This is a genomic window from uncultured Thermosynechococcus sp., assembly GCF_938074695.1.
Lineage (GTDB): Bacteria > Cyanobacteriota > Cyanobacteriia > Thermosynechococcales > Thermosynechococcaceae > Thermosynechococcus.
This window is the reverse complement of the sequence record NZ_CALJEM010000007.1, coordinates 53,284-66,560: the sequence shown is the minus strand read 5'-3', so window position 1 is coordinate 66,560 and position 13,277 is coordinate 53,284. Positions and strand designations below refer to the sequence as shown.

Genomic DNA, 13,277 nt, shown 5'->3' with positions numbered 1-13,277 from the left:
GCCGCTGGATTAACCTGCTTGCCCTACTTCCCAACACGCTCCTCACGATTTTAGTTATCAGCATTGCCTTTCTGCGATTTTATGACCAAACCGACTTCACCCTCCTCGGATACATTGCCCACCCCCGCATCTGGAGTAACCGACTCACTGTGGCAGCCCTCCTGGTGGCAGTGGTTAATCTCGGCGTTGAGTGGAACCGTCGAAATCGAGAAACAGATCGCTTGGCACGAGCAGAGGCTCAAAGAATTGCAGAAGCAGAACGAGCGACTCGCCGAGCTAGAATCGAAGCTGAACGCGATCTTGCACTCCTCAACTTTCTAGTTGACCCCTCTCCCCACAATCGAGAAGTGCTGATGCAGGTGATTGCCCTACTGGCTGAGTATCGGGACAGCCTCTAGAATAGAGGGCATGAGCCGCTGGATTAACCTGCTTGCCCTGCTTCCCAACACGCTCCTCACGATTTTAGTTATCAGCATTGCCTTTCTGCGATTTTATGACCAAACCGACTTCACCCTCCTCGGATACGTTGCCCACCCCCGCATCTGGAGTAACCGACTCACTGTGGCAGCCCTCCTGGTGGCAGTGGTTAATCTCGGCGTTGAGTGGAACCGTCGAAATCGAGAAACAGATCGCTTGGCACGAGCAGAAGCTCAAAGAATTGCAAAAGAGCAACGCCGAATTATTGAGGAGCAACGCCGAATTGCAGAAGCAGAATGAGCGACTCGCCGAGCTAGAATCGAAGCTGAACGCGATCTTGCACTCCTCAACTTCCTAGTTGACCCCTCCCCCCACAATCGAGAGGTGCTGATGCAGGTGATTGCCCTGCTGGCTGAGTATCGGGAGAGCCTCTAATGAGTCTTAAAGGGTCGATCCTAGGCTGACCTCAGTGATTTGGATTCCATCTGCTTCAGTAGAAGTCGGAAAGTTGACCACAACTCCCAGCGGAATGTTTAAGGTCTCCATGTACTTCCTGACCTGCTTGACTTCCTTGTCGCCAACCTTCTGAACCGCCTTTAGCTCAACCACCACAACCGCTTGGTTATTGTCATAGTCATAGAGAATGAGATCGGGAATGGCCTCCCCCACAAAATAGCCGTGAAAGAGAATTGGCACCTTGCGTTGCTCTTCATACTTAATTTGTCGTTCCCGCAGAGCCACCTCAAAGGCCTTCTGGTAGATGGCTTCATTAAAGCCAGTTCCCAATTCTTGGAAGATGTCTTGGGCAATGTCCTGAATAATCTGGAGCCAGTTTGTCATAGGGATGCAGCATGTTGACGATACCAACTAATTGTGCGCTCCAAACCTTCTCTAAGGGAAATTTGGGCACAAAAACCAAAGGCTTCCTTTGCTTTGGTAGTATCCAAGCAGCGGCGGGGCTGACCATTGGGTTTCTCCGTCTGCCATTCAATCTCCCCTTGAAATCCCATGAGTTCGCAGATGAGGGCAACTAAGTTCTTAATGGTGATTTCTTCACCCGTACCTAGGTTGACGGGATCGGGATCATCGTAAGCCTGGGTGGCCATGACAATGCCGCGAGCTGCATCCTCCACATAGAGAAATTCGCGGCTAGGACTGCCATCGCCCCACACGGGAATCACATTCTCCCCCTTCTGCTGAGCGGTATAAACTTTGCGAATCAAAGCAGGAATCACATGGGAACTCAAGGGGTCAAAGTTATCCCCCGGCCCATAGAGATTCACAGGCAAAAGATAGATGCCATTAAACCCATACTGCTGCCGATAGGCTTGCAGCTGAACCAGCAAGGCTTTTTTAGCAATGCCGTAGGGGGCATTGGTTTCTTCGGGGTAGCCGTTCCACAGATCGCTTTCTTTGAAAGGAACGGGGGTGAATTTGGGATAGGCACAAATGGTTCCCACGCAAACAAATTTCTCAACCCCTGCGCGATAGGCACAGTCAATGAGTTGTGCCCCCATCATCAGGTTGTCATAAAAGAGTTCAGCGGGCTTGGCTTGGTTGAGGCCAATCCCCCCCACGTGGGCGGCAAGGTGAATGACAATATCTTGGTTTTGAACAACGGCTTGACAAGCAGACAGTTGGCGGAGATCGTAGTCGCGCGATCGCACCACTGTGATTTGCTCAGGCATTGCCCCTGCTTTTTGCAGGTGTGCTACCACGTGGCGTCCCAAGAACCCCGCTCCCCCCGTGACGAGAATTCTCTTTTGACTTAAATCCATCGTTAGTCTGCCTTGCTGATAAACTGCCGCTGAGCCATGAGATCGAGCACCGTGTCGGAAGTGGTTTTGGGCGTTCTCCCCAAGGCACCCACAGCCTGGAGATCGGCTTCCACCATCAAGGCCACCAGTTCCGGAAACGTAACCGAGGGCTGCCAGCCTAGAACTGTTTTGGCTTTTGTTGGATCTCCCAAGAGTAAATCCACCTCTGTAGGCCGCAAATAACGGGGGTCAAATTCCACATAGTCTTGCCAATTGAGACCGACATAACCAAAGGCTAGTTCTAAAAATTCCCGTACGGAGTGGGTTTCGCCCGTGGCCACCACATAGTCATCGGGGCGTTCCTGTTGCAGCATTAGCCACATGGCGCGCACATAGTCCTTGGCGTAGCCCCAATCCCGCTTGGCATCCAAGTTACCCAAGTAAAGCTTGTTTTGCTGGCCAGTCACAATCCGGGCAACGGCACGGGTAATTTTGCGGGTGACAAAGGTTTCCCCCCGCCGAGGACTTTCGTGGTTAAAGAGGATGCCATTACAGGCAAATAGATTGTAAGCCTCGCGATAATTCACGGTTTGCCAGTGGGCATAGACTTTGGCACAGGCATAGGGACTGCGGGGATAAAAGGGGGTTGTTTCCCGCTGGGGCACTTCCTGCACAAGGCCAAACATCTCCGAGGAACCCGCTTGGTAGAACTTTACCTGTTTGCCTGTGCGCTCTTGGTATTCGCGGATGGCCTCGAGAAGTCGCAGCGTCCCCATGGCAACAGTCTCCACCGTGTACTGCGGCGCATCAAAGCTGACTCGCACATGGGATTGCGCCCCTAGGTTGTAAATTTCATCGGGCTGGCTAAGTTCGATAATTCGCCTTAGGGTACCGCCATCGGTGAGATCGCCGTAGTGCAGGCGCAGAGTAGCTCCCTCTTGGTGGGGATCAACGTAAATGTGGTCAATGCGATCGGTGTTGAACGTGGAGGTACGGCGAATAATGCCGTGGACTTCATAGCCCTTTTCTAGGAGCAGTTCGGCAAGATAGGAGCCATCCTGTCCTGTGATGCCTGTAATTAATGCTCGCCGGCGATCGCCCATTAGCTATTTCTTAACTCCTAACTGTCTCTGTTGCGGATAACCCACGGCCCGCTTTAATGCTGCTAGGGAGCGATTATAGTTCAAAATGGCCGCAAGGAGATTTCCTTGGGCTTGGGTCAAATTTGCTTCAGCACTAGTGACCTCCTGTTGAGTCCCCACCCCCGCTTGAAAACGCAGGCGAGCAAGGCGCAGTCCCTCAGTGGCTTGGCTAACAGCCGTCCGTGCGGTGGCAATGTTTTTCTCATTGGCCCTGAGATTGGCGTAAGCGGTTTCCACCTCCAAGCGGATGAGGTTCTTCTGATTGGCGTATTGTTCCTCAGCAGTTGCCGCAAGGACTTCTTGGCGAGCTGCACTGGCACGGGCATTACCGCCATCAAAGAGAGCAAGTTGCATTTGCAGCCCCACCCCATAGCCAAAGCGCGGCGCCAGATCATCGGCAACTTTGTCCAGCATATTGCCAGCGGCAAAGAGACTGAGTTGGGGACGTGTAGCCGCCAATGCCACCTGACGATTTTTCAGGGCAATCGTGCGCTGTAGCAGCTGCTGCTCTAGTTCAACACGGTTCTGATAGGCAAGGAGAATACTCTCATCAAGGGAAAGTGTCCATGCCTCAGCAGGCTCAACACGGTCGGCGATCGCCACATCCACCGCCGGGTTCAAATTTAACCGCTGTGCCAACTGCCGCCGCGTGGTGATTTCCAAATTGCGAGCTTGGTTCAAGTTTTGCTCGGCATTGGCAAGGCTCACCTCTGCGGTCAACACATCCAACAGCGTTCCCACGCCTGCTTGCTCAAAGGCTTTAGCATTGCGCAATGTCACTTGGGCATTGGCCACCGCTGCCTCGCCAATTTGCACCTGGATCTTGGCCTGTTGTGCTAAGTAGTAATCATTGGTAACGTCAAGGATCAGTTGTTGAAGTTGGCGTTGTACCTCCAATTCACTAAAGCGTACTTGGTCGCGAGCCGCTGCGATGGCGGCCGATCGCCCGCCCCCCGCAAACAACGTATAGTTCATGACCAGCGCTGCATTGGCAGTTGCGCCACTTGTTGCCCCAAACAGGTTGGTAAAAAAGTTTCTATAGCTCAGTTGATTGACGGGCGCAAGGGTAATTGGGGTGAAATTGGCGGGCGTGGCAGCTTGGTTGGCACTACTTTGCAATTGTTGCAGTTGCTGTTGTAGCTCAAGGTTTTGCTGATCCGACAATGTCGTTAATTGGGGGCCTTGGAATCGTTGTTGCAACCGTTGCACCTGAGTATTCAAAATACTGCTGGCGGCCAGTTGCTGAGTAAGAAGCTGTTGCTGCGCTTGTTGCTGTTGCTGCTGTTGCAAAGAGACCTGCTGTTGAAAGTTCAGGGGCAGGTAAACAGGTTGGCCGCCGGGGGAGGTATTCTGGCCAATGCTGGCTTGAAACGCAAGGGTGGGGTAAAGCTGGGCTTTGACCTGTCGCAGTTGTGCCCGTGCCCGCTGTAGTTGTAACTCACTAACTTGCAGACCAATGTTGTTGCGGATGGCCACCTCAATTGCCTGCTCTAGGGTGAGGGGTTGATTGAGATCTATGTTGACTGTCTTAGGAAGCGCCAGTTTATCGGGGTCGGGGTTAAGGGGCGTGAGGGCATCCGACGCTGGCGTTTGCGAAGAAGGTGCCTGTGCCACTGGCGTGGGTGTGGGTGTCGCCTGAACTGGGCTAGGCAGCGCCACGGGGGCGATCGCGAGGAGTCCCGACATGAGCATTTTTGGGGGATTCAGGGCAAGATCGTTCAACATGAGGACTTGACGCTCAACCTGCTGAACTCAGCCAGAGTAGAAATTCGCCTAAGTACTGCTGAAGATTGCCAGCCTACAGCCATTCCCTTTATTCCCACAACACAGCCATTCTGCAAAACTTTAGCATGGATTCTCGGTTGGATCGCCCCCCAGAGCAACAGCCGCAGAGCAATGAGGATTGAAAAGGAGAAGAAAACTGATCTAGAATAAAGAACCCTCAAAAAGGAGAGGTGGCTGAGTGGTCGAAAGCGGCAGATTGCTAATCTGTTGATAGGCAGGTAACTCCTATCCGAGGGTTCGAATCCCTCCCTCTCCGTTAAAAAATATCATTAAGCCCATAGCTAAAGCCTATCTTCTGGCGTTTCACAGTAAAGCCCGAACGGGTCAAGGGCAGGAGATAATAGAGGCACATGATATCTTTGGGATAAAACGATGGCCAGCGACTTAGCAATGACGATTCTCCCCGGTATGACTGTGAAAGTAACCAATCCCAACGATACCTACTACCAATTTCAGGGGATTGTCCAGCGGGTTACAGATGGCAAAGTAGCAGTGCTCTTTGAGGGGGGGAACTGGGACAAACTGGTTACGTTTCAAATGAGCGAGCTAGAGCCAGCCGCGACCACGCCCAAGGGAAAAGCGAAAAAGTAAACCATGGCGCGGCGATCGCCTCCCCCCCAGCCCTTTGCCGAAATTATCCAGACCGCAACGGATCACTGCATTGCTCAGTGCCACGAACCCGCCCACCTAGATTTTCCTGCGGTGCCCGCCTTGGGCAGTTGGGTGCGGATTCCCGAAAGCGATCGCGTGATTTATGGCGTTGTTGCCTATGTAGTGACGGCTCCCATTGACACCATTCACCGTGCCACCGCCTTGGGGCTATCCCTAGAGCAATTACGGCAAGAGCAACCCCATATTTTTGCCATGTTGAAAACAGAGGTCACGATCGCCATCGCCGGCTTCGAGGAAAGGGAACGCTTTTATCACCACTTGCCCCCCCGCCCACCCCAAATGCACCAGCAGGTGTACACTTGTCCTCCTGAGGAAGTGATTGCCTTTAGTGGCACATTGACCTTTTTGCGAACACTGTTGACCCTACGCTACGGCCCAGGGGATGCCTTGGTGGCTGCAACCCTGCGTTTCTTGTATCACCTTCGCCAGCGCGATCGCCAGTGGCTAGTGCAGGCAGCTCAATACCTGAATCGTCTCCTTAAGGATGATTACGATCGCCTGCGGGGCATTATTGAGCAGTTATAACCGGGGTTTTAGGAAGTAGGGTGGAGCTGTTTCACAAGGCGATCGTACTGCTGGGTTTCCGCCCAATTGAGAATTTCCCGTGCCCGCAGCACAGGGAGGGGGTGAGTGAGCTGCGTGGCCTGCACTTCCTTAAAAAGACTGTACCAGCCGCGATCGGCAGCGTCATACGCCCGTGCTTGGGCAATAAAGGCATCCAGATTCAGGCGATCGCTCCACTGCGGCGAGCCACCACAGAGTTTCATAAGCACCGAGGCTACAATCCGCGGGTCTTGGGTGACTAACAGTGCAGCGCGATCGCAGGTGAGTTCCGCACAGCGCAGCCAATGCATCAATTGAGTTTGTAAAACTTGGGCTACGAGCAGACCCCAAGGGGAAAGTTGACTGGTGGCAAAAAGCAGCAGGTTGGCGATGGTTAGATACACCCCATGCTCACACTTCAGATGCCCTAGCTCGTGGGCCAGCACCGCCTGCAATTCCTTGGGTGTCAGTAACTCCACAAGGGAGGAGTGCAGTACCACAAAGGGCTGCTTGCCCTGCATCGCAAAGGTATAGGCATTGGGAACGGGATGTTGTTTAAGATAAAGCTGCGGCGGTTCTAAGCCTAAGATACGGCACGCCTCCAGATGAAGGGCATAAATTTCTGGCAGTTGTTGTTCACCGAGGCGCAGACTACTGCCAATGTTCTCAAGGTAAAAGGCCTGCTCCGCTACAGAACCTAGGAGCGATCGCACAAGAATGTCCAACCCCGGCAGTTGCTGGAGCGCTTGGGTGGCCTCGCGATCGCGGGGATGACGAAACTGATCGGCCCTGAGGCTGGAATATGCTGAAACAGGCATAAAATTGCGGCTTTTACTTTGACCTCTTCACTGCCAATTTTAGGGTATGGCAAGGGTTTCTAGCATCTTTGCAAAAACTTGCTGTGCCATTCGGTATGCTCCGAAACTGACCTGCAACTAAAAAAGCTACGGCGAGTACACCTCTGAGCCTGTCCTCGGATCAGGACTGAATTGGGTGCCAAGCCCCACCGTAGCTTTCTTCACAACGGAGGAGATTCTAGTTAGAAGGTATCTTCTTCCTCTTCGTCCCCATAGTCCTCCTCCTCTGCGAGTTCCTCCTCATTGTCAGCATCACTACTGGCGAATTCAAAATCGCGAGTTCGTCCAGTGATTTTTTCAATCACGTGGGGCGCGGTTTCGTCGTCAATGAGGACATCCTCACCGAGGTCAGCCGCAGGATTGATGGTCATGGATGGAGGTTCAGGTTCAGGAGTAATCACGTGGGTTTGTCCCAAACGCTCTTCACCTTCTTCCCACTCCTCGTCACCATCGCTACTTTCCTCGTAGCTGTTGAAGCCGGTGCCCGCAGGGATGAGACGGCCGATGATCACGTTTTCCTTGAGTCCCCGCAGCCAATCGGACTTGCCTTCAATGGCGGCTTCTGTCAGCACGCGCGTTGTCTCTTGGAAACTGGCTGCTGAAATAAAGCTGTCGGTATTCAGCGAGGCCTTGGTAATTCCCAAGAGGACGGGAATGTATTGAGCAGGGGCGCCCCCTGTCAGTGCCATAGGCTCGTTGGCCTGCTCTGCTTGGCGCAGATTCATCAGTTCACCAGACAGCAAAATTGTGTCGCCGGCATCCTCAATTCGCACTTTTGAGGTCATCTGGCGGACAATAATCTCAATGTGCTTATCGGAAATCTCAATCCCTTGGGTCAGGTACACCGACTGCACTTCGTTGACCAAAAATGACTGCACCTTTTCAAAGCTGATTTGGGCAGCTTTGAGTAACCCCTGGGGTTTGTAGTACTCAAAGTAAATTGAGAGGATGTCGTGGGGATCCACAGGCCCATCGGTGAGGGGGTCAGCTAAATTGACCTTTTGACCATCCACCACCAAGGGGTTTTGGCCAGGGAGAACAGGGTATTCCTGAATCGTGCCATCCTCTTCAATGACTTTGATATCTACACTATCATCACTGTTGTAGGTGACTTGACAAGTACCGGGGCGCACGGCCAGCACACATTTTTCCTTGGGATGGCGCGCTTCAAGGAGTTCTTCAATCCGAGGTAACCCTTGGATGATGTCACCTGTTTTTGCCCGCTCAAAGACCAGCAGGGCAAGGTTATCCCCCCGCTGCACAAGATCACCGTCTTCAATTTGCAGCACTGCCCCCGGCGAGACAAGGTAGGGACGGGCTAGGCGCAGGATCACGTGGTCATCGGCCACTGCCATGACTGCCGCTGTTTCTGGAGCCATCACTCCCTTGGCAAGTTCATCGCCCGGACGCACGAGATCGCCAACTTTGACCGTGGGTTTAGCCCCGTTAGTCTCGATCCGCAGGCGATCGCTGTCGGTAACGACCAGAATGCGGCGAACCGATTCACCACTGCGCAAGATGCCCTGCACCTCACCCGCCTGCTTGGCCTTGATGTCTGTCCGGGCAATCACGGCACCAGGGCCAATGTGATCGCCATCTTTGACAAGAAGGGAAGTAAACGTACTACCTTGGGTTTGATCCGCAGCAATGTCACGGCGAATCACCAAGGATTCAAGAATCACCAGTTGCAGCCGCTGGGCGTCTGGATCCACTTCGTCCTTCACAATTTCAATGTCGGCGGCCAGTTGGGGCGCTTCGCTGCCAATTTCAAGGACTAATTGTGTCCGCAGCAGATCAACCCCATCTACAGATTTGACCCGCTCATCGTGTTTGTAAGGCAACCGCTGTACAGCTCGCAGGCGAATGGATTGCCCTGAGCTATCACTGGAATCTTGGCTGGGGACCGATGGCTCATCGGGAACGCTAAATTCTTGGACGGGGCGCAGCAGAATTGCCGGCCCTTCCGGTGTGTCTTCCAGATAATCCACTTGCGAGAGGGCTTCGACCACAAGGCCGGGGAGTACCTCTTCACCGGGACGCGCTAAGGTGCCATGTTTTAGTCGTGCGGCCTCCGGATCGTCCACAAGGTGAAGTTCACCGGGCTTGATGATAATTTCCCGTAGAATATCGTTTTTCTGGATAACTTCGACGACACCGCTGTTTTGGCAGAAGATGTCCTTGACAACCTCAGTGCCCGCCTCGACGTATTGGTTGTCCTCCACCATCAGCAGGGAAATATCCTTGTTCACCTCATGGGTTTCTTCGGGAATCCACAGGAGCGTTCCCCCCTTGAGGACTTCGTAACCCTGTTTAGCTTTGCCCTTTTTGGCCACTTCGATGTCGGCGTACTTGAGAATACCGCCGGTGGTGGTGTGGTAGCGATCGTCAATCAGTTCGGCCACCACTTGACCATTGGCCACTTTTGTACCGGGAGCCGCTTTCAGGGAAAAACGCTGGCCAGTGGGAGTTTCAATAATGTAGTGCTCGCGGCCTTGCTGCGTTTCTTTGAGCACCTTGGCTTTATCGAGCATTACAGAGGCGGTAATGATTTCCACCTCGCGCCCCCCCTTACTGTCCTGTTGCTCTGGAAGACGCACGACGCCCCCATGTTCTGTTTTCACTGTGGTTTCTGCCAGGACGGCACCGGCTTCGATGCGATCGCCATTTTTAACAACGGGCTCAGCACCGGGGGGCAGATTATAGACTTCGCCGGAGAGTACCCAAATCAAGCCACCTTTGGGGGCAATGCGCGTGGTTGTGCCTTGGCGATCGCGCTTTTCCTCGACCTCAAGGTTAACAAACTTCACTTGACCCGCCAAATCGGAGGCCACATCCTTGGTCACCTTTTCTACCGCCTTGCGGACACTGCGGCTGGCTTGAGCCACCTCTACCAAAAGTTGACCTGCTTCAACGGCTTCCCCATCTTCCACCAGTACAATTGACCCTTGGGGAAGATCAAACTCTTGGGTTTGCTGAGGGTTTTTAACCACCAGCTTGCCGGCACTTTCGACAATAAAGGCCTCATCCCCGTGGCGGGTGCGGTGGGGGCGTACCCGTAATTTCTTGCTGTACTCCACAGTGCCGGCAAAGGGCGCGCGTTCTTGGCGAGCCACTTCCCCCGTAAACACACCTCCTGTGTGGAACGTGCGCATCGTCAGCTGCGTACCGGGTTCGCCAATGGATTGAGCCGCAATAATTCCTACGGCTTCTCCCATATCCACCAATTTGGCATGGGCAAGACTCCAGCCGTAGCAGAGACGACAAACCGAGCCAGTGGCCTCGCAGGTGAGGGGCGATCGCACCACCACTTCTTCGATACCCGCATTGACGATTTTTTTGGCGAGATCGGCGGAGATGGCTTGATTTTTGGCCACCAGCACTTCGCCCGTCTGCGGATGGCGAACATCATTAAGTACCACCCGCCCCAAAAGCCGATCCTCCAGAGACAGTACCTTGTCTCCCACCGTCATACTGCGGAGGGTAATCCCCCGCTGCGTTTCACAATCCTCTTCGCGGATAATCACATCTTGAGCCACATCCACTAGGCGACGGGTCAGGTAACCGGAGTCCGCTGTCCGCAGTGCCGTATCCACCAACCCCTTGCGGGCACCGTAGGAGGAGATGATGTACTCTGTTACCGTCAGCCCTTCGCGGAAGTTGGTTTTAATCGGCAGGTCAATGATTTCCCCTTGGGGATTGGCCATCAACCCGCGCATTCCCACCAACTGACGCACCTGCGAGAGATTCCCCCGTGCGCCGGAAAAAGCCATCATATAGACGGAGTTGAGAACATCGGTGTTTTGGAAATGGCGCACCACTTCGTTTTTTAGCTCTTCATTGGTGGTGTTCCACGTGTCAATCACCTTCTGGAAGCGTTCGACCTCCGTAATTTCCCCCCGCGAGTAGCGCTCTTGGGCGGTTTTAATTTCTTTTTCTGCCGCTTCAAGGAGTTCTTGTTTTTTCGGCGGAACGAGCAGGTCATCCACACTGATGGAAACGCCGGCGCGGGTGGCATAGCGAAAGCCAAGGTCTTTGACTTTATCCGCCATTTCCGCTGTGCGGGCGGTGCCAAAGTTGCTGAACGACCAAGCAATCAGGTCCCGCAAACCTTTTTTGTCAATAGTGCGGTTAAAGAAAACAGGCTTTTTCTCACTCATGGTGTTGGGGTCTCCCAAATTAACTGGCTAGGGCTTCTTGAATCGTTTGGTTGTAGATGATGCGGCCGGGGGTGGTGCGGATGTATTGGGAAATCACTTGGCCGTTGGCATCCTCCTTGACCCGCCGCAGGGGGTACTCCAGCAAACGGCAGCCATCTTCATAGGTCGTAATCTGGGGTTCACCGGTGTCGCCATCGTCCACCTCACCGTCGTAGCGCACCCAGACAAAGGCATGGAGGGGTAAGTGTCCCTGTTCGTAGGCCATGACCACGTCTTGGAGGTTGGCATAGTAGCGATCGCCATAGTCGGGCAGCTTCGGATTTTCTGCGGTCAAGTAATAGCAGCCCAAAACCATATCTTGGCTAGGGGTAATAATTGGCTTGCCTGTGGCCGGCGACAGGATATTGTTCGAGGCCAACATTAGCATCCGCGCCTCCGCCTGTGCCTCAATTGAAAGGGGCACGTGCACTGCCATTTGGTCGCCGTCAAAGTCTGCGTTGAAGGCAGGACACACCAAGGGGTGCAGTTGAATGGCTCGCCCCTCCACCAGAATTGGCTCAAAGGCCTGAATCCCCAAACGGTGGAGTGTCGGCGCGCGGTTGAGCAACACGGGATGACCCTCAATCACCTGCTCCAGCACATCCCAAACTTGGGGGTCATTCCGCTGAATCAGCCGCTTCGCCGCCTTAATGTTGTTGACAATTTGCTGACGAATCAGGCGGTGAATCACAAAGGGCTGGAAGAGTTCAATGGCCATTTCCCGAGGCAAGCCGCATTGGTGCATTTGCAGCTTTGGCCCCACCACAATTACCGAACGACCCGAGTAGTCCACCCGTTTCCCCAGGAGGTTTTGGCGGAAGCGCCCCTGTTTGCCCTCAATAATGTCCGAAAGGGACTTGAGGGGACGGTTATTGGCACCCACCACCGTGCGCCCGCGACGACCATTATCAATCAGGGCATCCACCGCCTCCTGCAACATCCGCTTCTCATTGCGGACAATAATTTCTGGCGCAAGGATTTCTTGGAGACGGGCAAGGCGATTGTTGCGGTTAATGACACGGCGGTACAAGTCATTGAGGTCAGAGGTGGCAAAGCGTCCCCCATCCAGTTGCACCATTGGCCGTAGATCCGGTGGAAGAACGGGAATCACCGTCAACACCATCCATTCCGGCTTTGCGCCAGTGGCAATAAAGTTATCAATAACCCGCAGCCGTTTGATCAGCTTGGCGCGTTTTTGCCCCTTGGCGTTGAGGATTTCTTGCCGCAGCTGGTCGGCCTCCGCTTGCAAATCCAAATCCTGAAGCAGGCGTTGAATAGCTTCCGCCCCAATGCCCACTTCGATGCCCTCTAGCTCCGAGTCCTCGCTGTAGATCTCTTCTTCGATTTCCTGCCACTGATCTTCGCTCAGGAGCTGCTTGTAGCTGAGGGCAGGGTGATTGCCGGGATTGAGCACCACATAGGAGTTGAAATAGACAATCTGCTCCACATCCCGCAGTGGCATATCCAGTAGGATAGCCATGTAGCTGGGAATCCCTTTCAGGTACCACACATGGGTGACAGGGGCGGCCAATTTGATGTAGCCCATGCGATGCCGCCGCACCCGCGATTCGGTGACCTCAACGCCACAGCGTTCGCAGACAATGCCACGATGGCGCACCCGCTTATACTTACCGCAGTGACATTCCCAATCCTTGGCGGGACCAAAAATCCGCTCGCAGAAGAGGCCATCCATCTCCGGCTTGAGCGTACGGTAGTTGATGGTTTCTGGCTTAGTGACCTCGCCCACTACTTGACCGTTGGGGAGCGTGCGCTGACCCCATTGGATGATGCGCTCCGGTGACGCGAGAGACACTTTTACATAATCAAAGCGTTGCTCGATTCTGGGCATAAACTCACAAATCCTTTGGCAATGAATGGTTCGAGGGGGCGATCGCCCCCAACAAGCTG

The 13,277-nt window shown here is 53.8% G+C and carries 10 protein-coding genes, 1 tRNA gene and 1 pseudogene; 5 read left to right on the top strand and 7 right to left on the bottom strand.

What is annotated here, in order from left to right; all coding sequences use genetic code 11:
- Window positions 1–8: 8 nt before the first annotated feature.
- Together Q0683_RS01395 and Q0683_RS01390 are read left to right on the top strand one after the other, a co-directional pair.
- Entirely contained in the window at window positions 9–398 is a 390-nt protein-coding gene (locus Q0683_RS01395) for a hypothetical protein (RefSeq protein ID WP_366142713.1), read from the top strand.
- Between the two features lie 10 nt (window positions 399–408).
- Window positions 409–852: pseudogene (locus Q0683_RS01390) on the top strand (hypothetical protein).
- Between the two features lie 6 nt (window positions 853–858).
- Here Q0683_RS01390 and Q0683_RS01385 read toward each other — a convergent pair.
- Genes Q0683_RS01385 through Q0683_RS01370 form a run of 4 tightly spaced genes read right to left on the bottom strand, consistent with a single transcriptional unit; the run spans window position 859 to window position 5,041 of the window.
- Window positions 859–1,257: a GxxExxY protein gene (locus tag Q0683_RS01385; protein WP_298975883.1), complete on the bottom strand. Its 399-nt coding sequence runs from the start codon at window positions 1,255–1,257 to the stop codon at window positions 859–861.
- Window positions 1,254–2,195: a GDP-L-fucose synthase gene (locus Q0683_RS01380; RefSeq protein ID WP_298975881.1), complete on the bottom strand. Its 942-nt coding sequence runs from the start codon at window positions 2,193–2,195 to the stop codon at window positions 1,254–1,256. Before Q0683_RS01380 ends, Q0683_RS01385 begins: the two co-directional genes overlap by 4 nt.
- 2 nt (window positions 2,196–2,197) lie before the next feature.
- Window positions 2,198–3,277: a GDP-mannose 4,6-dehydratase gene (gmd, locus tag Q0683_RS01375; RefSeq protein WP_298613937.1), complete on the bottom strand. Its 1,080-nt coding sequence runs from the start codon at window positions 3,275–3,277 to the stop codon at window positions 2,198–2,200.
- 3 nt (window positions 3,278–3,280) lie between these two features.
- Complete coding sequence (locus Q0683_RS01370) at window positions 3,281–5,041, bottom strand: TolC family protein (RefSeq protein ID WP_298975879.1); 1,761 nt, start codon at window positions 5,039–5,041, stop codon at window positions 3,281–3,283.
- 224 nt (window positions 5,042–5,265) lie between these two features.
- On the opposite strand from Q0683_RS01370, the gene Q0683_RS01365 reads away from it, so the two are divergent.
- The 3 genes from Q0683_RS01365 to Q0683_RS01355 all read left to right on the top strand — a co-directional run bounded on the left by Q0683_RS01365 (window position 5,266) and on the right by Q0683_RS01355 (window position 6,298).
- Window positions 5,266–5,357 (top strand) — tRNA-Ser (locus Q0683_RS01365).
- A 134-nt stretch (window positions 5,358–5,491) separates the two neighbouring features.
- Entirely contained in the window at window positions 5,492–5,692 is a 201-nt protein-coding gene (locus Q0683_RS01360) for an NAD(P)H dehydrogenase subunit NdhS (protein ID WP_366142447.1), read from the top strand.
- A gap of 3 nt (window positions 5,693–5,695) precedes the next feature.
- A complete protein-coding gene (locus Q0683_RS01355) occupies window positions 5,696–6,298 on the top strand; it encodes an HAS-barrel domain-containing protein (RefSeq protein WP_298613930.1) in 603 nt (200 codons plus the stop codon).
- A gap of 8 nt (window positions 6,299–6,306) precedes the next feature.
- Here the strand turns inward: Q0683_RS01355 and Q0683_RS01350 are convergent, their stop codons facing one another.
- From Q0683_RS01350 to Q0683_RS01340, 3 genes are all read right to left on the bottom strand, one after another.
- Window positions 6,307–7,134 carry a M48 family metallopeptidase gene (locus tag Q0683_RS01350; RefSeq protein WP_298613928.1) on the bottom strand — a complete coding sequence of 276 codons (828 nt, stop codon included), beginning with the start codon at window positions 7,132–7,134 and terminating at the stop codon, window positions 6,307–6,309.
- A gap of 221 nt (window positions 7,135–7,355) precedes the next feature.
- Complete coding sequence (locus Q0683_RS01345; protein ID WP_298975876.1) at window positions 7,356–11,330, bottom strand: DNA-directed RNA polymerase subunit beta''; 3,975 nt, start codon at window positions 11,328–11,330, stop codon at window positions 7,356–7,358.
- Window positions 11,331–11,349: 19 nt separating this feature from the next.
- Entirely contained in the window at window positions 11,350–13,218 is a 1,869-nt protein-coding gene (locus Q0683_RS01340; protein WP_298616969.1) for a DNA-directed RNA polymerase subunit gamma, read from the bottom strand.
- Window positions 13,219–13,277: the final 59 nt, after the last annotated feature.

Excerpts from the sequence above, each read along its gene's own strand:
- Q0683_RS01385 (WP_298975883.1), bottom strand. The coding sequence starts at position 1,257 with ATGACAAACTGGCTCCAGATTATTCAGGACATTGCCCAAGACATCTTC.
- Q0683_RS01380 (WP_298975881.1), bottom strand. The coding sequence starts at position 2,195 with ATGGATTTAAGTCAAAAGAGAATTCTCGTCACGGGGGGAGCGGGGTTC.
- gmd (WP_298613937.1), bottom strand. The coding sequence starts at position 3,277 with ATGGGCGATCGCCGGCGAGCATTAATTACAGGCATCACAGGACAGGAT.
- Q0683_RS01370 (WP_298975879.1), bottom strand. The coding sequence starts at position 5,041 with ATGTTGAACGATCTTGCCCTGAATCCCCCAAAAATGCTCATGTCGGGA.
- Q0683_RS01360 (WP_366142447.1), top strand. The coding sequence starts at position 5,492 with ATGACGATTCTCCCCGGTATGACTGTGAAAGTAACCAATCCCAACGAT.
- Q0683_RS01355 (WP_298613930.1), top strand. The coding sequence starts at position 5,696 with ATGGCGCGGCGATCGCCTCCCCCCCAGCCCTTTGCCGAAATTATCCAG.
- Q0683_RS01350 (WP_298613928.1), bottom strand. The coding sequence starts at position 7,134 with ATGCCTGTTTCAGCATATTCCAGCCTCAGGGCCGATCAGTTTCGTCAT.
- Q0683_RS01345 (WP_298975876.1), bottom strand. The coding sequence starts at position 11,330 with ATGAGTGAGAAAAAGCCTGTTTTCTTTAACCGCACTATTGACAAAAAA.
- Q0683_RS01340 (WP_298616969.1), bottom strand. The coding sequence starts at position 13,218 with ATGCCCAGAATCGAGCAACGCTTTGATTATGTAAAAGTGTCTCTCGCG.